At 53.9% G+C, this 20,503-nt stretch carries 20 protein-coding genes and 1 pseudogene; 11 read left to right on the plus strand and 10 right to left on the minus strand.

The annotated features are described in order from the left end of the window. From fliO to rcsA, 5 genes and pseudogenes are all read left to right on the plus strand, one after another. On the plus strand, positions 1-375 hold the full coding sequence (gene fliO, locus QMG44_RS10370) for a flagellar biosynthetic protein FliO (RefSeq protein ID WP_025203802.1): 375 nt from the start codon (positions 1-3) through the stop codon (positions 373-375). Beyond that, positions 375-1,112: a flagellar type III secretion system pore protein FliP gene (fliP, locus tag QMG44_RS10375; RefSeq protein WP_008500316.1), complete on the plus strand. Its 738-nt coding sequence runs from the start codon at positions 375-377 to the stop codon at positions 1,110-1,112. The genes fliO and fliP overlap by 1 nt, the downstream gene beginning before the upstream one ends. A 9-nt stretch (positions 1,113-1,121) precedes the next feature. After that, a complete protein-coding gene (gene fliQ, locus QMG44_RS10380; RefSeq protein ID WP_008500315.1) occupies positions 1,122-1,391 on the plus strand; it encodes a flagellar biosynthesis protein FliQ in 270 nt (89 codons plus the stop codon). Positions 1,392-1,398: 7 nt separating this feature from the next. Beyond that, positions 1,399-2,200, plus strand: a pseudogene (gene fliR, locus QMG44_RS10385) (flagellar biosynthetic protein FliR). 278 nt (positions 2,201-2,478) lie between these two features. Beyond that, positions 2,479-3,102, plus strand: coding sequence for a transcriptional regulator RcsA (gene rcsA, locus QMG44_RS10390; protein WP_008500313.1), 624 nt, complete (start codon positions 2,479-2,481; stop codon positions 3,100-3,102). 104 nt (positions 3,103-3,206) lie between these two features. Here the strand turns inward: rcsA and dsrB are convergent, their stop codons facing one another. Beyond that, complete coding sequence (dsrB, locus tag QMG44_RS10395; protein WP_020883333.1) at positions 3,207-3,395, minus strand: protein DsrB; 189 nt, start codon at positions 3,393-3,395, stop codon at positions 3,207-3,209. A 129-nt stretch (positions 3,396-3,524) separates the two neighbouring features. Between dsrB and yodD the strand changes: the two genes are divergently transcribed. Together yodD and QMG44_RS10405 are read left to right on the plus strand one after the other, a co-directional pair. Further along, entirely contained in the window at positions 3,525-3,752 is a 228-nt protein-coding gene (gene yodD, locus QMG44_RS10400) for a YodD family peroxide/acid resistance protein (protein WP_008500310.1), read from the plus strand. A 302-nt stretch (positions 3,753-4,054) separates the two neighbouring features. After that, entirely contained in the window at positions 4,055-4,855 is an 801-nt protein-coding gene (locus QMG44_RS10405; RefSeq protein ID WP_086532339.1) for a mannosyl-3-phosphoglycerate phosphatase-related protein, read from the plus strand. On the opposite strand, the gene dgcQ is transcribed toward QMG44_RS10405, so the two are convergent. The 3 genes from dgcQ to QMG44_RS10420 form a co-directional block, all read right to left on the minus strand. Further along, positions 4,840-6,540 (minus strand): cellulose biosynthesis regulator diguanylate cyclase DgcQ, encoded by a 1,701-nt coding sequence (gene dgcQ, locus QMG44_RS10410; protein WP_086532338.1) that lies wholly within the window; start codon positions 6,538-6,540, stop codon positions 4,840-4,842. The two genes, QMG44_RS10405 and dgcQ, sit on opposite strands and share 16 nt — an antisense overlap. Positions 6,541-6,613: 73 nt before the next feature. Beyond that, the gene (locus QMG44_RS10415; RefSeq protein WP_014170745.1) at positions 6,614-6,796 is read right to left on the minus strand and encodes a YodC family protein; all 183 of its coding nucleotides are present in this window, start codon (positions 6,794-6,796) and stop codon (positions 6,614-6,616) included. A 78-nt stretch (positions 6,797-6,874) separates the two neighbouring features. Beyond that, positions 6,875-7,786 carry a DUF808 domain-containing protein gene (locus QMG44_RS10420; RefSeq protein WP_020883330.1) on the minus strand — a complete coding sequence of 304 codons (912 nt, stop codon included), beginning with the start codon at positions 7,784-7,786 and terminating at the stop codon, positions 6,875-6,877. Positions 7,787-7,964: 178 nt separating this feature from the next. Between QMG44_RS10420 and yedA the strand changes: the two genes are divergently transcribed. After that, entirely contained in the window at positions 7,965-8,879 is a 915-nt protein-coding gene (gene yedA / locus QMG44_RS10425) for a drug/metabolite exporter YedA (RefSeq protein WP_086532337.1), read from the plus strand. Here the strand turns inward: yedA and QMG44_RS10430 are convergent. The 3 genes from QMG44_RS10430 to QMG44_RS10440 all read right to left on the minus strand — a co-directional run bounded on the left by QMG44_RS10430 (position 8,851) and on the right by QMG44_RS10440 (position 11,501). Beyond that, complete coding sequence (locus QMG44_RS10430; protein WP_050737015.1) at positions 8,851-9,342, minus strand: very short patch repair endonuclease; 492 nt, start codon at positions 9,340-9,342, stop codon at positions 8,851-8,853. The genes yedA and QMG44_RS10430 overlap by 29 nt on opposite strands. Then, positions 9,323-10,738: a DNA cytosine methyltransferase gene (locus QMG44_RS10435; RefSeq protein ID WP_050737016.1), complete on the minus strand. Its 1,416-nt coding sequence runs from the start codon at positions 10,736-10,738 to the stop codon at positions 9,323-9,325. The genes QMG44_RS10430 and QMG44_RS10435 overlap by 20 nt, the downstream gene beginning before the upstream one ends. 61 nt (positions 10,739-10,799) lie before the next feature. Then, the gene (locus QMG44_RS10440; protein ID WP_086532336.1) at positions 10,800-11,501 is read right to left on the minus strand and encodes a phosphohydrolase; all 702 of its coding nucleotides are present in this window, start codon (positions 11,499-11,501) and stop codon (positions 10,800-10,802) included. Between the two features lie 352 nt (positions 11,502-11,853). Here QMG44_RS10440 and ompC point away from each other — a divergent pair, with 352 nt between their 5' ends. Further along, positions 11,854-13,020: a porin OmpC gene (ompC, locus tag QMG44_RS10445; protein ID WP_086532335.1), complete on the plus strand. Its 1,167-nt coding sequence runs from the start codon at positions 11,854-11,856 to the stop codon at positions 13,018-13,020. 56 nt (positions 13,021-13,076) lie between these two features. On the opposite strand, the gene QMG44_RS10450 is transcribed toward ompC, so the two are convergent. Beyond that, a complete protein-coding gene (locus QMG44_RS10450) occupies positions 13,077-13,940 on the minus strand; it encodes an N-acetylmuramic acid 6-phosphate etherase (protein ID WP_086532334.1) in 864 nt (287 codons plus the stop codon). Positions 13,941-14,104: 164 nt separating this feature from the next. On the opposite strand from QMG44_RS10450, the gene QMG44_RS10455 reads away from it, so the two are divergent. Together QMG44_RS10455 and dcuR are read left to right on the plus strand one after the other, a co-directional pair. Next, positions 14,105-15,721, plus strand: a complete 1,617-nt coding sequence (locus QMG44_RS10455; protein WP_047744873.1) for a sensor histidine kinase — start codon at positions 14,105-14,107, stop codon at positions 15,719-15,721. After that, positions 15,718-16,437, plus strand: coding sequence for a two-component system response regulator DcuR (gene dcuR, locus QMG44_RS10460; RefSeq protein WP_014170753.1), 720 nt, complete (start codon positions 15,718-15,720; stop codon positions 16,435-16,437). The genes QMG44_RS10455 and dcuR overlap by 4 nt, the downstream gene beginning before the upstream one ends. Here the strand turns inward: dcuR and QMG44_RS10465 are convergent. Beyond that, a complete protein-coding gene (locus tag QMG44_RS10465; protein WP_086532333.1) occupies positions 16,418-17,380 on the minus strand; it encodes an FAD:protein FMN transferase in 963 nt (320 codons plus the stop codon). The genes dcuR and QMG44_RS10465 overlap by 20 nt on opposite strands. Before the next feature lie 65 nt (positions 17,381-17,445). After that, positions 17,446-20,226, minus strand: coding sequence for a flavocytochrome c (locus QMG44_RS10470; protein ID WP_086532332.1), 2,781 nt, complete (start codon positions 20,224-20,226; stop codon positions 17,446-17,448). Positions 20,227-20,503 lie beyond the last annotated feature (277 nt).

Consider the following 20,503-nt stretch of genomic DNA (forward strand, 5'->3'; position numbering starts at 1 on the left):
ATGAAAACCCAGGCAACAATATCACAGCCCTCTGCCGTTCCCGGCTCTCCGCTGCTCCAGGTGAGTGGCGCGTTGCTCGGTATTATTGCCTTTATTCTTATCGCCGCATGGCTGGCGAAGCGCTTCGGCCTGGCGGGTAAAACCGCCGGTACCCGCGGTCTGAAGGTCAGCGCCAGCACGACACTGGGGCCACGCGAGCGCGTGGTCGTTGTCGATGTGGAAGATGCACGGCTGGTGCTGGGCGTGACTGCCTCCAGCATCAACGTCTTGCATAAACTGCCGCCAGCCCCGGCAACGGGTGACGAGCGCGCAGAAGTCCCTGCGGATTTTCAGTCCGTCATGAAGAGTTTGCTTAAGCGTTCCGGGAGATCCTGATGCGCCGTTTGTTATCCCTTACGCTTGCGGGCGTCGGCCTGTTTGCCCCTGCGGTTTATGCACAACTGCCCGGTCTGGTCTCAACCCCTCTTGCAGGCGGCGGGCAAAGCTGGTCGCTGCCGGTGCAGACGCTGGTTTTCATCACCTCGCTGACGTTTATTCCGGCGATCCTGCTGATGATGACCAGCTTCACCCGAATCATCATCGTCTTTGGCCTGCTGCGCAATGCGCTGGGCACCCCGTCCGCGCCGCCTAACCAGGTACTGCTGGGCCTGGCGCTGTTTTTAACCTTTTTCATTATGTCGCCGGTTATCGACAAGATTTATACCGACGCATACCAGCCGTTTAGCGAAGATAAAATCTCCATGCAGGAGGCGCTCGATAAAGGGGCTCAGCCGCTGCGTGAGTTCATGCTCCGCCAGACCCGGGAAGCGGACCTGGCACTCTTCGCCCGCCTGTCCAATACCGGCGAGCTTCAGGGACCGGAAGCCGTTCCGATGCGTATTCTGCTGCCTGCGTATGTCACCAGTGAGCTGAAAACGGCCTTTCAGATTGGCTTTACCATCTTTATTCCGTTCCTGATTATCGATCTGGTGATCGCCAGCGTTCTGATGGCGCTCGGGATGATGATGGTGCCCCCGGCCACCATTGCCCTGCCCTTTAAGATCATGCTCTTTGTCCTGGTCGATGGCTGGCAACTGCTGGTCAGTTCGCTGGCGCAGAGTTTCTACAGTTAAGGAGCCGTAATGACGCCAGAATCGGTCATGATGATGGGCACGGAAGCGATGAAAATCGCGATAGCCGTTGCCGCGCCGTTACTGCTTGTCGCACTGGTGACCGGTCTGATTATCAGTATCCTGCAGGCCGCCACGCAGATTAACGAAATGACGCTGTCATTTATCCCAAAAATCATTGCCGTGTTCGTGGCGATTATCGTTGCCGGGCCGTGGATGCTGAACCTGTTGCTGGACTATATGCGCAACCTGTTTACCAATCTGCCGTACATCATCGGCTGACCCGACGATGCTGCACTTCACCAGTGACCAGTGGGTTCAATGGCTTGGCGTCTATTTCTGGCCGATGCTGCGTATCCTGGCGCTGATTACAACGGCCCCCATTCTCAGTGAGAAAACGATACCCAAGCGCGTCAAAGTGGGGCTGGGCATCATCATCACCATTATCGTCGCCCCTTCTCTCCCGCCCGTGGATATTCCGATCTTCTCGGCGAAAGCGGTGTGGGTTGCACTGCAACAGGTGATGATTGGCGTGGCCGTAGGCTTTACCATGCAGCTTGCCTTCGCGGCCGTGCGGACCGCCGGCGAACTGATTGGCCTGCAAATGGGTTTATCATTCGCCACGTTTGTGGATCCCGGTAGCCACCTCAACATGCCGGTGCTGGCGCGCATTATCGATCTGCTCGCCATGCTGCTGTTCCTGTCGTTCAACGGCCATCTGTGGCTCATCTCCATGCTGGTGGATACTTTCCATACGCTGCCGATTGGGGAAAACCCGGTGAACAGCAACGCGTTTCTGGCGCTTACGCGTGCGGCCGGGCTTGTTTTCCTGAACGGCCTGATGCTGGCGCTGCCGATCATCACCCTGCTGCTGACCGTGAACCTCGCCTTAGGCTTACTCAACCGAATGGCACCGCAGCTCTCAGTGTTCGTCATTGGTTTTCCGCTGACGCTGACGGTCGGTATTTTATTAATGTCATTACTGATGCCCCTTATCGCCCCCTTCTGTGAGCACTTATTCGGCGAGATATTCAATCTGTTAGCAGATATTGTCAGTGAGCTACCGCGTAAATAATAGCCCTCACAGTTGATATTGTCTTTCTGAGGATATTCCTAAAATAAAACGTGAAAAACATCTTCCAGGATATATCTGACGCGGTTTAATTGTTTCTAACCACCTCACAATACTTAATATTTACTTTACTTTAAGAAGATTCCTGGCAAATTATACGTAACTTTACGGGATAGTGAGTCCGCCTGAAAGTCTTTGTCATGCTCACAGGTTTATTAATTTTTTCCATCCCGTATGGCTGTTATGAGCTCTCAGGCAGATGGTGAATTATCGTTACGCATTGAGTGAGGGTATGCCATGTCAACGATCATTATGGATTTATGCAGCTACACCCGGCTAGGGTTAACCGGGTACCTGGCAAGCAGAGGGGTAAGAAAGAGAGACATCAACGATGCACACACCGTTGACGAACTCGCAGCCGCTTGTGACGAACTTAAACCAGGCGTGGTGTTTATTAATGAGGACTGTTTCATTCACGATCCAGCCAACAGTCAGCACATTAAGCAAATCATTAATCAGCATCCAAAAACCCTGTTTATTGTTTTTATGGCGATCGCGAATATCCATTTCGATGAGTATTTGTTGGTTCGTAAAAATTTATTGATCAGTTCTAAATCGATTAAACCAGAGTCGCTGGATGACATTCTGGGTGATTATTTGAATAAAGAAGTTAAAAATGTAGGAGCGGTTAACTTACCCACCCTATCATTAAGCAGGACTGAATCAAGCATGCTGCGAATGTGGATGGCAGGGCAAGGGACTATTCAGATCTCAGACCAGATGAATATTAAAGCCAAAACCGTTTCGTCACATAAAGGAAATATTAAAAGGAAAATTAAAACGCATAATAAGCAAGTGATCTATCACGTGGTACGCCTCACCGATAATGTGACGAACGGGATTTTCGTCAACATGCGTTAGTCGCTAAAAAAACCCTTTGCACCCTACCTTTGATCTCTGGCCTGGCCAGAGATTTTTGCTTCTGTGGACAGTGTCGGGCGCGCCAGTCGCCACCCGACGCCATGCTATTGCGCTTTCTCTACAAAGATGCCATCCGGGTGTCCCAGTTCGTTAAAAAACCAGATGCCGAGCGGGTAGTCTTCAAGTGATACCAGGTACATCGTGCCTTCACTAAACTCTTCAATTGCCAGGACCACACCCGGGCGGCGCGGTCCACCGTCCGTTTTAACGGTTACCCGATCGTTGACCTTCATACGTTCCTCCTCTGGTTTTGAGCCAGTGTAGAACAAAACGCCTTAACTGGCATCGCTGCCCGGTGTGAATGGCGTTTTTGTGCGCAGTCTATACTTACGGTTGGAGACGGCAAAATGAGGTACCCCGTAATGAAGACCGACAAAGAGTACAGCGACACCATCAAACGCGAGGTTGAGGTGGATGTCGATGCCCTGCTGGCCGCCATTAATGAGATCAGTGAGTCAGAAGTCCGTCGTTCAGACGACAATTCCGACAGGGTCATTGTGAACGGAAGGGATTATCACACCTACCGTGAACTGGCGGAGGCCTTCGAGCTTGATATACACGATTTTAGCGTGTCTGAAGCAAATCGTTAGGACGAAAAAAATCCCGGTCATGGGGATGGCCGGGATCAAAACTTGCTTATGCAAGAAGCACTTGAAAATTCGTTACACCAGGAAATCTGATGTACACAAAACACTATCCTCAACCATTTTGTATGACAAGCATATATTCTCATGGCGAATATAATATTTGGTACATAATAAATTTAGTTATGAGGGACAACATGCGCCGCATGCGGGTTTGGCAGGAGAGATACCCTTTTGCCTCACTTAAGCGTTAGGAATTTTTTTAGGAATATTCTTAGGTGGCAGTTTGTCAGTTATCAGGAGTCGTTATGCCTTCACTGCAGGATAGCCTGCTGATCTTTTCCGATCTCGACGGCTCGTTGCTCGATATTCATACGTACGAGTGGCAACCGGCCATGCCCTGGCTGGACACCCTCCAGGATAATCAGGTGCCGGTTATTCTCTGCAGCAGCAAGACCGCGGCAGAAATGCTGGATATCCAGCAGGATCTGGGTCTGGAGGGGTTACCCTTCATAGCTGAGAATGGCGCGGTAATTCAGCCCGACGTGCGCTGGGAGACAGGTCAACGCCACATCAGGGGGATGACGCACCGTGACATTCGCCCGCTGATCGACCAGATTCGCCAGCAGCGGGGCTTTAAATTCACCACCTTTGATGACGTCGACGAACGGGTTATCAGCGAGTGGACGGGGCTGACGCACTATCGTTCGACCCTCGCGCGCCGACACGAAGCCTCCGTCACGCTCATCTGGCGCGACAGCGATGAAAAAATGGCGCAATTTGACGAGGCGCTGGCGCAGTGCGGCCTGAAATGCCTGCAGGGAGCCCGCTTCTGGCATGTTCTGGATGCTCGCTGCGGTAAAGACGTTGCGGTTGACTGGCTGATTGAGCAGTACCGTGCGCGGGAAGGCATTGTGCCGGTCACCCTGGGGCTCGGCGATGGTCCAAATGATGCCCCGCTGCTGGACAGCGTGGACTACGCCGTGGTGATCAAGGGCATTAACCGGCAGGGCATCACGTTACGTGACGATAACCCCGCCCGGGTGTACCACACGCAACAGCCCGGCCCCGCGGGCTGGCAGGAAGGGCTGGATCACTTCTTATCCTGATCGTGCCAGAACACCCGGTTGCGCCCGCACTGCTTGGCCTGATACAACCGGGCATCCGCCACTGACTGCAGCTGTTCGAAATCGTAATTGTCCTTTTCCTGGGCGCTACTTACCCCCAGTGAGGCACTGATACGCACGGTGGTACTCTTTTTCACCAGGATCTCTTTACTGTTGATGCGTGAGCGAATGCGTTCCGCAATCCCCCTCGCCTCTTCAAGCCCGCTGCCGGGCAGTACCACGCAGAACTCTTCCCCACCCACGCGTCCGGCAACATCATTCTTGCGCAGTGCGCTGCCAATCAGGCCTGCGGCATGGGAAAGCACTTTGTCCCCGGCCTGATGGCCAAAGCGATCGTTAATGCTTTTAAAATGGTCGAGATCGATTTGAATCACCGAGAACGGCAGCGACTGCTGCCGACATTTTTCCGACAGCATTTTGGCACGCTCAAACAGGGCACCACGGTTATTCAGGCGGGTGAGCGGATCGTGCCAGGCCTGCCACTGCAAAGAGTGCTGAAGCGTATACATATTGCTGACCATCCGACGGATAACCAGCCACGAGATAAGAAGCATGGCGGTGAAGAGTGCCCAGAGCAGCGCCAGCACGATACTGATACTGCCGAAGTCCCCCTTAACGCCTTCATGAAGGGTATGAACGCGTAAAATCACACCATCGAAGTGGTCGAGCCGCTCCCAGCTGATAAAGCGGCTTCCGAGACGGATCCCCCCGCCGGTATCGTTCTCAATCGCGTGCGCTATCTGCGCCGTTTCGCGTTCGTCAAACCGGTTCACCAGACTACCGGCCTCTTCTGACGTGGCAATCATATTCAGCCGGGTGTCGTACAGCTGATATTCCCCCTCTGTACGCTCTTGCGTTGCCTCTTCCAGCAGATGTTTCATGGTCTTCAATGAGAAATCCATCGCCACAACGCCATACCAGTAATGGTCAAAATAGATCGGCACGCTGGCCGTGATCATCCGTTCACCACCGGTCCAGGGCGACGGGCTGGAGATAAACCAGCGCACCGCGCGAGCGCGATTGTTACGTTCAGACTGCTGGGTAAACCACGGCTGGATAACCAGATAGTAATAGCGCTGGCTAATATCACTCGTCTGTTCAGGCGTGTCCGTCGCAAGGTAAAACCCGGCGCGTGACGCATAGATAACCCGCTCTTCACTTTGCCCCACCGAGGACGCCAGTCGGAGTAAATACCCCACTTCGAGGGCGGCAGAAATTTCATTGCTGATACGCTCAGGATCACGATTCAACAACGTGGTTTTTTCGACGAACGCATCCGACACGCCGTTAATGGGGAGAGTGCGTTTTTTATCAACGGCGAGCTGCCAACTGGGGCGCGTGCGAAAGGCGTTAAAGCGTGAAATCGCTTCATACAGGACATCAAAGGCCAGCGGCGTCTGGATGGCATCACGCATGCTTTTGCGGAAAAACAGCATTTTATCCACGCTGTACTGTAACTGCCGGTCCAGCGAAGTGGCTACCGTTTCCAGATGATTACGCTGGCTGGAAATATACGCATCTTCCAGTACCACCACCTCTCGCCAGGTCAGGAGCGTGGAAAATATCAGTACGATGAGAAAACAGAGATTAACAATCAACCCCGGATTGCTACGCATATGCAGCCATTGCAGAAAAGATCGTCTTACAACAAAGGTCTCGCGCTGCACACACACTCCCTGATTACTGCCCGACGCCGGATACGGAAGGTAAAAACGCCCGGCAAAGCCGGGCGTTATGTCATTAAGCCTTGTCTCGCTTGCGCTGCCCGTCTCCCGGTTGAAGCTCATCTTCACGGAACGCTTCCCGCTTGATGCTATAACCGTCGTGCCACCGGCATTCCACCATACCGCTGGAATACCCGGTGACAATCATACGTGGGCCGCCCTTCTTAGGCTTAACTTCATCACTGACCAAAAAGACCATACCTGCCTCCTGTATCAGGGTGAAACGTTTTCAATTTAGACGAGGAATGATCTTTTTGCACCCCGCAACAGGTAACAATTAGTGCGACGTTCCGCGGATTTTTTCGACCAGTTTTACGGCCCCAACCACGATAATGCCAATGATAAAGCCCAGCACAAGATTAAGCAGCGTGGGCAGAATTGCCGCCACTATGCTGCCCTGCGCCGAGGCGAAATGTTCAATAGCATGATGCAGCGGCGCGATACCGTGAACCACAATACCACCTCCGACAAGGAACATCGCCAGCGTACCAACCACTGACAGGCTCTTCATCAGCCAGGGCGCGGTCACCAGCAGGCTTTTGCCGATACCTTTGGCGATAGCGCTCGATTTTTCTTCCAGCCAGTAGCCGATATCATCCAGCTTAACGATAAGCCCCACCAGCCCGTACACCCCCACCGTGACCAGAATGGCGATCCCGGAGAGGATCAGGACCTGGTTCAGAAGCGGTGCTTCAGAGACAATACCTAACGTAATGGCCACGATCTCCGCCGACAGAATAAAGTCGGTACGAATGGCACCTTTCACCTTATCACGCTCGAAGGTTTTAGGATCCTGCGCGGCCAGCGCCTCAAGACGCTGCTGGCGCATTTCCGGCGTGTCGCTGTTCTTACGTGCGGCGAACGAGTGCAGGATCTTCTCAGCGCCTTCGAAGCATAAAAATGCGCCGCCAATCATCAGCAGCGGCGTGATCGCCCATGGGATAAACGCGCTGATCAGCAGCGCAAGCGGCACCAGGATCACCTTATTCAGGAATGAACCTTTCGCTACACCCCATACCACCGGTAATTCACGGTTGGCCCGAACGCCACTCACCTGCTGGGCGTTGAGCGATAAATCGTCTCCCAGAACCCCGGCGGTTTTCTTCGCCGCCAGTTTTCCCATCACCGAAATGTCATCCAGTAAGGTGGCAATATCATCCAGTAATGTTAATAAGCTACTTCCTGCCAAAATCTCATTCCTTCTTTTTTTGGTAATTAAGTGAATAGTATGGAGCAAAAGTGTAAACCCGGAAACAGGCACCTCGCGTCAACAAAAAATTCACATCAACTACACAATTAAAGCGCTCGCCAGCCCGATAGTTTTGGCGTTTACTGTCAGCGACCTTTTCATTTTGTCGCGAGGGATTATGCGTTTCCGGCAACTGCTACCGCTCATTGGGGCACTTTTTTCGCTGTATATCATCTGGGGTTCCACCTACTTTGTCATTCGTATCGGCGTGGAGAGCTGGCCGCCGCTCATGATGGCGGGCGTACGCTTTCTCTCGGCGGGCGTGTTACTGATGGCCTTCCTGCTGTTACGGGGCCATAAGCTGCCTCCGCTTCGCCCGATGCTCAATGCCGCTCTGATTGGCCTGCTGCTACTGGCCATAGGGAATGGGTTTGTGACGGTCGCCGAGCACCAGCACGTGCCGTCCGGAATCGCCGCCGTCGTGGTCGCGACCGTCCCGCTGTTTACCCTGTGCTTTAGCCGTCTTTTCGGCATCCGCACCCGCAAGCTCGAATGGGTAGGGATTGGGATCGGGCTTGCCGGGATCATCCTGCTCAACAGCGGCGGTAACCTGAGCGGAAATCCGTGGGGCGCAGTGATTATCCTGATCGGCTCGATGAGCTGGGCATTTGGGTCGGTATACGGTTCACGAATTGAGCTACCGACCGGCATGATGGCGGGCGCGATTGAAATGCTCGCGGCGGGAATTGTGCTGCTGATTGCCTCAACGCTGACGGGCGAAAAACTGACAGCCATGCCGGACCTTTCGGGCTTCCTGGCCGTGGGTTACCTGGCTCTATTTGGCTCTGTCATCGCCATTAACGCCTATATGTTCTTGATCCGCAATGTCTCGCCGGCGATCGCGACCAGCTACGCTTACGTGAACCCGGTGGTTGCCGTACTGCTGGGCACCAGCTTTGCGGGCGAAACGTTATCTCCGGTGGAATGGCTGGCGCTGGGCGTGATTGTCTTTGCCGTTGTGCTGGTAACGCTGGGGAAATATCTGCTTCCTGCGAAGCCGGTTGTTACGCCGTGTGAGGTGGAGAAACCGTAAGCGGGTGAATACCCTGGGTGTCGATCTGCGCGGCCTGCCCGCCGCCGCAGATCCACTCTTCCAGCCGTTCTGTCAGGTCGGCATCGGTACGTCTTAATCTGCCGCGCAGCGCGCACTCCCAGACAATCAACACCCGCCAGCCCTGCGCGAGAAGCGTGCTAAGGTCACGGTTGTCCCGCGCGACGTTCTTGCCAATCTTCTCCAGCCAGAAATCCGTACGCGTCGCGGGAACCTTAAACAGGTAGCAGTCGTGGTGATGCCAGAAACAGCCGTGGGTAAAGATGATGCATTGATACGCATCGATAACGAAATCAGGACGGCCCGCAAGCGCGGCATCCTGCACGCGGAAATCAAACCCCGCCTCGGTCAGCAGCCCGGCTAGCCGCTTTTCAATGGCGGTATCACGCGTGCCGATGGCACGCATGTTTTTACTGCGCGTCGCCTTATCGTGAACATCCGTCATTGACGGCCTCACTCTCACGTAACGCCACGGCCTGTCTGATGCGGGAGGCCAGCAGTTTTGCCACCGCCGCAAACGCGGGAACGACCACCGAGTTACCAAACTGCCGATAAGCCTGGGTGTCCGACACCGGAATGCGGAAGGTGTACCCCTGCGGGGTCTCAAACCCCATCAGCCGAGCGCATTCACGCGGCGTTAAGCGGCGCGGACGGTGACGCTGGTTATCGGGATCGTCAAAATCTTTCTCCCCCAGCGCTTTATCCCAGCCCCGGTCGATCAGGATCTCTGCGCCATCTTTATAGTAGCGAGCGGACAACGTGCGCGTCACACAGTGCGGATCGTTCGGATTAACCATCCCGAAGCCAAAACCGTTGCCTTTGGCCTGGTGTTTTTTCGCATAGCGGTAGAGGTATTTCCACAGCACCGGGGTGAGGATAAATTTCGCGTCGACGACAGGTTCCAGCAGGTCGGCCACGGTTGGGCGACGCGCAGGGTATAAAGAGGGAATATCCCGCAGGGTAAAATCCCCCTTCAGGTTGAGATCGCGGCGAAAACCAACCAGCACAATGCGTTCGCGGTGCTGTGGCAGGAAATGTTTACCGTCGATGATTTTCGGGTCATCCGCGCCCATATGCTGAGCATCCGCTACGTCATACCCCAGCTCATCGAGCGTTTGCATGATAATGCGGAAGGTCTTCCCGCCGTCATGGCTCTTGAGATTCTTGACGTTCTCCAGCACGAAAATCGCCGGACGACGGGCGTCGATAATGCGGACAACATCAAAGAACAGCGTGCCTTGCGTATCGCAGGCAAAACCGTGGGCGCGTCCGAGGGCATTCTTTTTCGACACGCCGGCCAGCGAGAAAGGCTGGCACGGGAAGCCCGCCAGCAGCACATCATGGGCCGGAATTGACTGGCGAATGTGCTCAGCCGCCTCTTCATCACTCACGCCGCTTTTGTGGCTCAGCGTAACATCACGGATATCGGCGTTGAAACGGTGTTCATGGGGATCGCAGTACCAGTTGGCTTTGTAGGTACGGACCGCATGTTTGTTCCACTCGCTGGTAAACACACACTGCCCGCCAATCGCCTCAAACCCGTGTCGAATGCCGCCAATGCCGGCAAACAGATCGATAAAACGGAAGGCATAGTTTGGGTGCGCGGCTGAAGGACGCGGAAGCAGGTTTTGCAGATAACGAAACTCGCCCTCACTCAGACGCTGCCCTGCCCGCTCGCTGGTCAGCAGTCTCTTCAGGATTGCCGGGCTCCAGTGGCTCTCACCGTGCGCCACCAGCTGATTCGCCAGCGTTTTAGCATCATAGATATCCAGCAGCTGGCGCAATAAAGCCTGTACCGTTGCCGTTGATTTCTCAGCCTGCTCTGGCGCGGGCTCACTCACTGATCGATTTTCCTGCATTCTTTTAACCGGAGAATAAAGACTGGAAACAGATTACCACAGTTCACTCGCTCAAACTGCGACGGAAGCGGCTCAGCACCTGGGTATCCAGCCCCAGGCAGTCGCCCTGTAATTCGGCACTTAATTTCGCCATAAACTGGATGAGAAAATCGGCGTTGTGTTGCGCAAGTTCGCGCCCCACGTCTGTGTGCATTGTATCAGGCAAGCGCAGCAGCTTGGTCTGAAAATGGTCGAGGGCAAAGGCGCGATCATTAAGGGTGCGCGCGTCGGCAAACGGGTCTTCAGCGTTAAAGAGCGCCACGCCCAGCGCCCCCGATACCGCAAAGACGCGCGCAAGACCAATAGCACCAAGCGCTTCCAGCCGGTCAGCATCCTGAACAATTTTGGCTTCATGACTGTGCGGCGCGATACCGGCGCTAAAACTGTGCGCTTCAATGGCATGCTCCACGGCCGCAAAGCGTTCAGAGGAGAAATCCGGAAAATCGCGACGCAGAATATCGAGCGTCTTGCTGGCCGCCAGACGTGATGACTGGCTGCGTTGGGGATGGTTTTTCGGCAGGCTGACAATGTCATGGAAATAACAGGCGGTCAGTACCACCAGTGAATCGACCGCCTGGTTCGCCATGATTTTTTGCGCCGTCATCCAGACACGACGAAAGTGCGAAATATCATGCGCAGCGTCGTGGGTCGCGTGGTTTTTATCGAGCCAACGCTCAAAGCGAGACTGCCACTGCGTAAGTTCCATCATCACGTCCTGTTGTTAAAACGGCTACAATAGCAACTTTCCCCGCCGCTATCACGGCTTGTCCTGACAGGGACGCGTGTACCCTGCATTCCCGAGGAAATATATTTAATATCAATTGGAGATATTAAATAATACTGCCGCTAAATACTTAATGATAATTTATTTCTATATATTCTAAACTCTAATTCACCAGAAAAATAAAGCGACAGATAGAAATGTTTTGCAATATTTCTACGATTTTAATTACATTTATTTTTGAACCAAAACGACATTGCGTAGAATAGTATCAATCCTGTAATGACAGAGAGTGATTACATATATTCATATTAATTATCTTTAAAGGGAATATATAATGAAAAGAAAAGTTCTGGCAATTCTCGTACCCGCATTATTAATGGCTGGCGCAGCACATGCAGCTGAAATGTATAACAAAAACGGCAATAAAGTTGATCTGTACGGTAAGATCGATGCGCGTCATACTTTCTCTGATCACCCTGGGGATGATGGCGATGAAACCTATGTACAAATTGGTTTCAAAGGCGAAACACAAATCACTAACGATGTTATTGGTTATGGCCAGTGGGAATATAAAACTTACGCCAATAATACCGAAAGTGCCGGTGATACTTCATTTAACCGTCTGGCGTACGCTGGCCTGAAATATGGCGAATACGGTTCGTTCGATTACGGTCGTAATTACGGCGTCGTGTATGATGTTGAAGCCTGGACCGATATGCTGCCCGTATTTGGGGGCGATTCTTATACCTGGACCGACAACTTCATGGTCGGCCGTGCAAACGGTGTGGCGACCTACCGTAATGCCGATTTCTTCGGCCTGGTTGAGGGTCTGAACTTTGCGCTGCAGTATCAGGGGGCAAACGAAGGTCAGGACGCAACAGAAGATCAGGAAGGGACCAAGAACGGTCATAACGACGTGCGTTTCCAGAACGGTGACGGCTTCGGTATGTCCACGACCTATGATTTCTCCGGCGATCTGTCTGGCCTGACCTTAGGCGCGGCCTACTCCTCTTCTGACCGTACCAATGAGCAGGAAGCGAAGGGTATACAAGACAGCGCACGTTTCGCCGGCGGTAAGACTGCGGAAGCGTGGACCGTTGGCGCGAAATATGATGCCAACAGCGTTTATCTGGCGATGATGTATGCGCAAACCCGTAATATGACGCCATATGGCGATACCGGGATTGCGGATGAGACGCAGAACTTTGAAGCCGTAGCGCAATACCAGTTCGACTTCGGCCTGCGTCCGTCCCTGGCATGGGTTTACTCCAAAGGCAAGGACATGACTTATCCTGGCAAGGCGGGTAACCCACAGGGCCAGCATGGCGACATGGATCTGGTTAACTATATCGACGTCGGTATGACCTACAGCTTTAACAAAAACTTCTCCACCTATGTTGATTACAAAATCAACATGCTGGACAACGACGAAAGCTTCTACGAAGCAAACGGCATCTCTACAGATGACATCGTTGGCGTAGGTATGACGTACCAGTTCTAACTTCCTACTATGATAAAAGCCCGCATCGCGGGCTTTTTTTATTCAACAGAGAAATGTTACGGAGCTTCCTGCAGTGCCAGACGAATAAAGCCGTTGTTCTGCGCCAGCAGTTCATGCGCCTTCCAGGCATCCAGCCCTGTCAGCACCATCAGCACCGCTGTTTTACAGTTATGGTTGCAGCTCTCCAGCGCGGCTTTCGCCTTTGACCGGGTGCATCCCCCCGCTTCCATGACGATGGCAATTTGCCGTTCAGACCATTTGGTGTTGCTGGCGTCCAGATCCACGCGCAGGTTGCTGAACACGCGTCCGGTTCGAACCGCCAGGCCGGTGGTTATCATGGTCAGGATCATTTTTTGTGCGATCCCGGCTTTGGTATTGATATAACCCGCGATCGCGTCCGCGCCGAGTTCCGGGGCAATCACCATGCTCGCCAGCTGCGCGGCTTCACTTTGCGCGTCATCCGTAATAGCCGCGACCGGGGAACCCAACGACCACGCATGGCGCATCGCGCCCCAGACCCACGGTGTTTTTCCGCTGACGGTGACCGCCAGCATCATATCCTGTTCACCAAATTTGATGGCCTGCAGGTCGGCGACACCGCGCTCGTAGCTGCCCGCCTCCTCTCCCGCCGTTATGGCGATCACTGGCGTTTTTCCCGGGGCATACTCATCGGCTGCCTGCTGCGCGACACGGCCTGACGGGCCGGCGCCAACAATGACCAGACGACCACCGTGACTCAGGGTCGCAGCGGCGTTATCCACCACGCGGGCGATCGTTGTTAAACATGGGGTTATTGCAGTGGAGATGAGGGCATCATCCTGGTGAATGACTTTCAGCATGTCCAGCGTGGACAATCTATCGATATTCATCGTGCTGGCGTGCCGTCTTTCCTTGACCGAACCGGTAAGCGTAATGCTCATAAACAACCTCCTTATTATGAGTACCCCTACACTATAAAGTGTTTTAGACCGGTGACCTGCGAGGAGGGTCACGAAAAGAGGACCGAATCCATGCCTTTACATGGCTTTAAGAAACGCGCGTCATCGGCGATAATTACCCCTTTCTTAATCATCGCGGAGTTTTGATGAGCGATTTGCAGCCCTTCCCCCTGACGCGCAAGCGCCCCATGAAACTGAACACCCTGGTCACGTTAATGGTGTGCGCGATTATCGGTTCTGTGCTGCTGGTGGTATTTGCGCTCTATTCCGTCCAAATCACCCGCGCCACCCGCGATGATGTTAAGGATACGGCCCTTGGGATCGCGCGAACGCTGGCCGACAGTCCCGAAATCCAACGCGGTCTGATGCAGGCTCCCCAGGCGGATATTATTCAGCCTATCGCCCAGGCGGTCACCAGGCGCAACGACCTGCTCTTCACCGTGGTCACCGACATGCGCGGTATTCGTTACTCGCACCCGAACGAAGCCCTGCTAGGTCTGCACTTTATCGGCGATGACCTGACGCCCGCGCTGGAAGGAAAGGAACATGTCGCCGTTAACCGGGGTGCCCTCGCCGAAGCGCTTCGCGTCTTTACTCCCGTCTTTGATAGCCAGCACGAGCAGATCGGCGTAGTGGTGGTCGGTATCTCCCTTAAAAAAGTGGAAGATCAGATTGCCCGCGGGCGGCTTAACGCCGTCTGGACCATATTATTCAGTATATTGATGAGCTCGCTGGCCATCTGGGGTCTGGTTCGCGTGCTCAAACGTATCCTGTTCGGCCTTGAGCCGTATGAGATCTCGGCGCTGTTCGAACAGCGGCAGGCGATGCTGCAGTCGCTTCGCGAAGGGGTACTGGCCGTGGATATTCAGGGGCGGGTGACGATGATTAACCACACCGCCAGAGAAATATTGCTTCTGCCTTCCGGCAAACAGACCGAAAATGCCAGTGCTCCCCTGCTGGCAAGCCTGCGGGAAGTCTCGAAGAGCGGCATTGCACGCAAGGATCAGGAGATCAGCTGCAACGGGCGACTCTTGCTGTGCAACATGGTGCCTGTAAAAAGCCAGGAGCGGGTTATTGGTGCCATCACCACTTTTCGCGATAAAACGGAAATCAGCCAGCTGATGCAGCGTATTGATGGCATGGTCAATTATGTCGATGCCCTGCGCTCCCATACGCACGAGTTTATGAACAAACTGCACGTGATCCTCGGTCTGCTGCATATGAAGCGCTACGACAAACTTGAAGAGTACATCATCCAGACGGCGCATAATTATCAGACCGATATTGGTACCATTCAGAGCAAAGTTAAATCTCCGGTGATAGCCGGGTTCCTGCTGGGTAAAATCAACCGGGCTAAGGAAGCAGGGATCGCCCTGACGCTGGCCGATGAGTGCCAGATACCGGATACCGCCAACGAAGAGCAGGTTGCGGTGCTGATTACCGTGCTGGGTAATCTCATTGAAAACGCGCTCGACGCGATGGCAGGACAGCAGGAAGGCGAAATTGGCCTGCTGCTACATTATCAGAATGGCTGGCTCAGTTGCGAAGTCAGCGACGATGGCCCCGGTATTGATCCGGCTCAGCTCGAGGCTGTTTTTACAAAGGGCTTCTCAACCAAAGGCGAAAATCGCGGCGTTGGGCTGTTCCTTGCTCGTCAGCAGATCCAGAACCTGGGCGGAGACATTACCGTCGAGTCTGAGCCTGGCGTATTTACCCAATTTTTTGTTCACATCCCCTGGGATAGCGAGAGGAATATCGCGTGATAAATGTGTTAATTGTCGATGATGACGCCATGGTGGCCGACCTCAACCGTCTGTATGTCAACCGTGTTGAAGGCTTTAGCTGCTGCGGCGTCGCCTCCACGCTCAACCAGGCCAGGGCCATCATTAACGACCCCAGTCAGCCTGTCGATCTGGTGCTGCTGGATGTCTATATGCAGCAGGATAACGGGCTGGATCTCCTTCCCGTCATCCGTGCCTCAGGCCGGCCGATTGATGTCATTATGATCTCCTCCGCCGCCGATGCCGCCACCATCCAGACCTCCATCCATTACGGTGTGGTGGATTATCTGATTAAACCGTTCCAGTTCCCGCGTTTTGAAGAGGCGCTGAACGGCTGGAAGGCAAAGCACAGCCTGATGGGATCGCATCAGTACTATGAGCAGGCCGACGTCGACAGATTGATCCACGGCGGTGCGCCGGAACTGGCGGACAGTAAAAAACTGCCGAAAGGGTTAACGCCGCAAACGCTGCGTACGATTTGTCAGTGGATTGATGCGCACCCGGAGACGGAGTTTTCCACCGATGATCTGGCAAACGCGGTTAATATCTCGCGCGTGTCCTGTCGCAAATACCTGATCTGGCTGGCGCAAATCAATATTCTGTTCACCAGCATTCATTACGGTGCCACCGGCCGGCCAGTGTATCGCTATCGCCTGCAGCCCGAACAGACGGCACTGCTCAAACAGTACTGTCAGTAACGCGGTAGCTGTTATCCAGCAAGGTAAAGCGGAAGTGGTGCGCTGAAGAGAGCACCACTTCTTTTGTTTTGGTCACGAAGATTGCTTCAATGTCGGGTCGTGCACGCAGCGCTGAACAGCCTTTACTGACGCCCATGCCGTACATCAGCGTGGTCCAGATATCACCGTCAATGGAGTTTTTCGAAATGATGGTGACGCTGTCCAGTTCGTTATCCAGCGGATAGCCGGTACGCGGGTCAAGTATGTGGTGATAACGCCTGCCATTTTGCTCAAAAAAGCGTTCGTAGGTACCCGATGTCACCACCGACATGTTCTCTACGGTCATCGTACCGATCAGCGCCTCCCCGGCGAACGGTTTTTTGAGCCCCACGCTCCAGCCCCCTTCTGGTGAACCCAGCGTCTGGATATTACCGCCAAGATTAATAAGCCCCAGTTGAGCACCCTCTTTACGCAGGTAATCGCGCACTCTGTCGGCGATATAGCCTTTGGCGATAGCCCCCAGATCAATCTCCATGCCCGCCCGGGTAAGAAACACGCTGCTGCTGGCCTCATCAAGGACCACATCCTCAGGATGGGTAATGGCGAGCAACGACGCGATTTCATCGGCAGGCGGAACGCTATCTCCCCGAAAACCGATTTTCCAGCGTTTCACCAGCGGGCCGATGGCCAGGTTAAATGCGCTGTCCTTGAGCTGGCTTGCCGCTTTCGCACAGCGGATAAGCTCAAAAACCGGGCGACTGACGGTGACAGGATGCTGGCCGGCAGCATGGTTGATATCCATCACCTGCGAGCTGGCACGGTTGACGGTCAGCAGGTCTTCATACTGTTTAATCAGTCTAAAAACGCGAGAAGCGAGGGCTTCATCATGAGAGAAAAGCTTCAGGAGAATGGGCGATCCCATCAGAACGGCGGAGTAACTGTAGACGCGGTGGTCAGAAGACATGGTGCAAGCTCCCTGGTTGAAATGCCGGATACACGGTGCGTATCCGGCATACCCTTATGGCTGACTTACGCCCTTTTCGCGCGCATCGCCGCCTGATGTCCGGCAAGCGTACCAAAAATAATGATATCTGCCACCGCGTTACCCCCGATGCGGTTACCACCGTGGATACCACCGACCACTTCACCGGCCGCAAATGCCCCTGGCAGCACGTTGTGGTTGCTGTCCAGTACGCAGGTTTCGGTGTTAATGGTCACACCGCCCATGGTGTGGTGCACGCCCGGCGCAATCTGAATGGCATAAAATGGCCCTTCGTTGATTGGTGCACGCAGCGCGGTCGTACGGCCAAAATCGTCATCGTGCTGTTTTTCAACAAACCCGTTGTAACGCTCCAGGGTCGCCAGGAAAGCGTGATAATCCATACCCAGGGCTTCAGCCAGCGCTTTAGGTGAGCTGGCGCTGGTGACAAATCCTTTGGCGATGTACTCATCTGCCGCTTTGTTTTTGGCGCGGACATGCTCATCAAAGACGATGTAAGCGTATTTCTCCGGCAGGGCGATAATTTGTGCAGAGACTTTATCGCGGGTTTCCATCTCGTTGAAGAAACGGTTCCCCTGCTGGTTCACCAGAATCGCCCCGCCACCGCGGATGGATTCGGAAATCAGGTACGAGGTTTTCTGCTCAACAGTTGGGTGGATCTGGATTTCCCCCATATCGACCGTACCGGCGCCAATACGCTCCAGCAGCGCGATACCGCCCCCTGTCGCCCCTTTGTGGTTGGTGGTCACGAAACCTTCCAGGTCAGGACGGTACTTCACCACCATCTGGCTATTGGCGCTGAAACCACCGGTAGCCACAATGACGCTTTTGGTTGCTACGGTAAGGGTTTCGTTTTCTTCCGTGGTCAGACGTACGCCGGTGACTTCGCCGTTCTCGAAAAGAATGTCGCTGACCGACGTATCGAGCATGACCTCGATGTTGCGTTTGTTGACGTTACGCACCAGGCCGCTAATCAGATAGCCGCCCACCGCAGAACCGTCTTTTGGACGGTGAGTACGGTCGATGCTCATCCCGCCGGTGGTGGTGATGTCGTTGAGCATAATGCCGCGGGTCGCCAGCCACTCTATCGCCTGCGGGGCATTTTCCACAAAGCGGCGCAACAGTTCCGGGTTGTTCTTGTTTTTACCGCCTTTCAGGCTTTCCTGATAGAACAGCTCTTTGCTGTCCTGAATTCCTTTCACCCGCTGGAAGCGTGTTTCCGCGGCGTTCATCCCCGCAGACGCTTTAATGGTGTTACCGCCGATGGAGGGCATTTTCTCGATAATCAGCACGCTTGCGCCTTCGTCATGCGCCTGGATTGCTGCGGCCAGACCCGCGCCACCGCTACCGACCACCACAACGTCAACGCTTCGGGTCTCGTTCGGGTCGACACCCACTTCGGCTGCCAGCGCTTTGCTGGATTTCAGCATGGCTTTGGACACCGCTTTTTTGACCGCTTCACTCTGGCTGGTTGCACCGGTAATGGCATCCACGTGCGGGGTGTTTGCATCCAGAATACGGGTGCGGATCTCTTCGAAGCTGGTGACAAACTCAACGTCCTGGGTCGGGCCAGAAGCCAGTTCAATGTCGGCGATGCGGTCGGTCTCCAGGCTGACGTTAATCACCAGTTCATTGCTATCGTCCCGAACATTTTCAATAAACATGCCCGGTTTAAATTTCGATTCACCCATGCTCATATCGCGGATCATCGCCTCCACCAGCGAGAAACGCCACAGCGGCTCAGGGATGCTTAGCGCTTCGCGTCGGGTGCTGTCCATAAACAGTTCCAGCGTTTCTCCCGCCGCGATGCGGTCTGTCCAGTCCGGATAGGCGATGGTGGCGCGGCCTACGGCGATAAGATCGTAGCCATGTTCCAGCGCCTCGTTCGCATCCGCGGCATTGACCACGCCACCGACGCCCATGACCGGCACCTGCGCCAGCGTGTCAGAACGCATTGCGCGGTATTTTTCGATAAGCGGGGTCGGATCCTGCGTGTCGACAATAGAAGGACGCAGGGTTGCGCCAACGGAGAAGTGCAGGTAATCCACACCGCGCGCGGCCAGCTTTTCCAGCAGGTACATGGTGTCTTCAAAGCGGATGCCCGGCTCTTCCAGCTCTTCAGGGGAGAAGCGATAGCCGATGATAAAGGCGTCATCGGCGTACTGGCGCACCATTTTATGGGTGATGTCGAGCACGGCCAGCGGGAATTTCGCGCGGTTATCGCGGCTGCCACCCCACTCGTCGTCACGCTGGTTAGAGTTTGGAGAGTAGAACTGCTGAATCAAATAGGTGTTGGCCCCATGGATTTCAACGCCATCGAAACCCGCCTGAATCGCACGGCGTACTGCTTCACCGAACTTACCGATCATCCCTTCGACGTCTTCCCCCGTCAGGGCAACCGGCGTGGCGGCGCCGTCACGTGGCGCGGCAACGGCACTTGGCCCCACCGGCGTGCGGCCACCGATCAGTTTCGGATCAACCATGCGGCCGCCGTGGTAGATCTGCAGCAGCGCTTTAGATCCTTTGGACTTAATCGCCTCAGCGATCTTCGCCAGCCCGGCGATTTTCTCGTCGTTATCAATGCCAATCGCACCCGGGAAGGCGAGACCGAGATCGTCAACAAAGCAGCACTCAACAATAATGGTACCAATACTGCCTGAGCGGGCGCGATAGTACTCAACCAGCTCGCTGGTCACCGTACCGTCGTAATAACCGGTACAGGTCGTCATAGGGGCCATTAACAAACGGTTTTTCAGTTCGGTACCATTCGGTAATGTGAAGGGGCTTAGAATACGTTCGTTAGTGCTCATAATAGAAACTCCAAACTTTAAAATTAAGAATTCGTTATCGGGCTCAGTTTTATTTCGATTTTTTATTCCGATGTCATAATACTAATATAATGATTTTTTTAGTTTCTAAAGCTATTACGTTAGTTAAAAAACTATTTAATCCCTTCAATAACATTAATAACACATTGGTGTTAGCAATATTAATTACTCCATTCACAATCCTTTAAACACTGTTAACGTATCAATGACCTTTTCACGATCCCAAGAGACAAAAACAAACCATTAAAAACAAATAGTT

This window comes from Enterobacter sp. 200527-13, assembly GCF_027924865.1.
In the GTDB taxonomy this organism is placed as follows: domain Bacteria; phylum Pseudomonadota; class Gammaproteobacteria; order Enterobacterales; family Enterobacteriaceae; genus Enterobacter; species Enterobacter ludwigii.

What these genes read in the sequence shown, in the direction of transcription:
- fliO (WP_025203802.1), top strand. Translation starts at nt 1, where the DNA reads ATGAAAACCCAGGCAACAATATCACAGCCCTCTGCCGTTCCCGGCTCT.
- fliP (WP_008500316.1), top strand. Translation starts at nt 375, where the DNA reads ATGCGCCGTTTGTTATCCCTTACGCTTGCGGGCGTCGGCCTGTTTGCC.
- fliQ (WP_008500315.1), top strand. Translation starts at nt 1,122, where the DNA reads ATGACGCCAGAATCGGTCATGATGATGGGCACGGAAGCGATGAAAATC.
- rcsA (WP_008500313.1), top strand. Translation starts at nt 2,479, where the DNA reads ATGTCAACGATCATTATGGATTTATGCAGCTACACCCGGCTAGGGTTA.
- dsrB (WP_020883333.1), bottom strand. Translation starts at nt 3,395, where the DNA reads ATGAAGGTCAACGATCGGGTAACCGTTAAAACGGACGGTGGACCGCGC.
- yodD (WP_008500310.1), top strand. Translation starts at nt 3,525, where the DNA reads ATGAAGACCGACAAAGAGTACAGCGACACCATCAAACGCGAGGTTGAG.
- QMG44_RS10405 (WP_086532339.1), top strand. Translation starts at nt 4,055, where the DNA reads ATGCCTTCACTGCAGGATAGCCTGCTGATCTTTTCCGATCTCGACGGC.
- QMG44_RS10415 (WP_014170745.1), bottom strand. Translation starts at nt 6,796, where the DNA reads ATGGTCTTTTTGGTCAGTGATGAAGTTAAGCCTAAGAAGGGCGGCCCA.
- yedA (WP_086532337.1), top strand. Translation starts at nt 7,965, where the DNA reads ATGCGTTTCCGGCAACTGCTACCGCTCATTGGGGCACTTTTTTCGCTG.
- QMG44_RS10430 (WP_050737015.1), bottom strand. Translation starts at nt 9,342, where the DNA reads ATGACGGATGTTCACGATAAGGCGACGCGCAGTAAAAACATGCGTGCC.
- QMG44_RS10440 (WP_086532336.1), bottom strand. Translation starts at nt 11,501, where the DNA reads ATGGAACTTACGCAGTGGCAGTCTCGCTTTGAGCGTTGGCTCGATAAA.
- ompC (WP_086532335.1), top strand. Translation starts at nt 11,854, where the DNA reads ATGAAAAGAAAAGTTCTGGCAATTCTCGTACCCGCATTATTAATGGCT.
- QMG44_RS10450 (WP_086532334.1), bottom strand. Translation starts at nt 13,940, where the DNA reads ATGAGCATTACGCTTACCGGTTCGGTCAAGGAAAGACGGCACGCCAGC.
- QMG44_RS10455 (WP_047744873.1), top strand. Translation starts at nt 14,105, where the DNA reads ATGAGCGATTTGCAGCCCTTCCCCCTGACGCGCAAGCGCCCCATGAAA.
- QMG44_RS10465 (WP_086532333.1), bottom strand. Translation starts at nt 17,380, where the DNA reads ATGTCTTCTGACCACCGCGTCTACAGTTACTCCGCCGTTCTGATGGGA.
- QMG44_RS10470 (WP_086532332.1), bottom strand. Translation starts at nt 20,226, where the DNA reads ATGAGCACTAACGAACGTATTCTAAGCCCCTTCACATTACCGAATGGT.